We start from the raw sequence: 391 nt of genomic DNA on the forward strand, positions 1-391 counted from the left end.
GAATAAACTCTATCCTTGTCAGTAAAGACTTTTTTTGCCCCTTCATCTAAAGTAACACCATTCAAAAATGTGGAGTTAATGAAATTGATAAAGTACCTTTTAGATAGAGTACCATTAAAAATAACATTTGAATTATGTTTATCACTGCCACTAAATGATTCCGGAGGGGATTTTTCGAAATCTATAAATAGCTCAGGATGCACTTTATAGGAGGACAATCTTGAGTAGTCAGACTCTGACACAGTTGGAGCCGAAAACGCTTCTGAAAACTCTCTGAAATAATTAGAATATGTCAACTCACCAGCAATTGAAGGAATAGATACAAATATCAAAAAAAAATATTTTTTCATTTATTGCCCTTAATGTGTATCCGGTAGTTGTAATCCCGGGT

Annotated in this window: 1 protein-coding gene; it reads right to left on the bottom strand. The window is 33.5% G+C overall.

The window, feature by feature from the left end; translation table 11 throughout:
* Positions 1–350, bottom strand: a 350-nt coding sequence (locus tag IM284_RS23190; protein WP_193055981.1) for a hypothetical protein, incomplete at its 3' end; no start/stop codon positions are given.
* Positions 351–391 lie beyond the last annotated feature (41 nt).

The sequence above is a fragment of the Enterobacter cloacae complex sp. P12RS genome (genome assembly GCF_014895875.1).
Classification (GTDB): domain Bacteria; phylum Pseudomonadota; class Gammaproteobacteria; order Enterobacterales; family Enterobacteriaceae; genus Enterobacter; species Enterobacter bugandensis.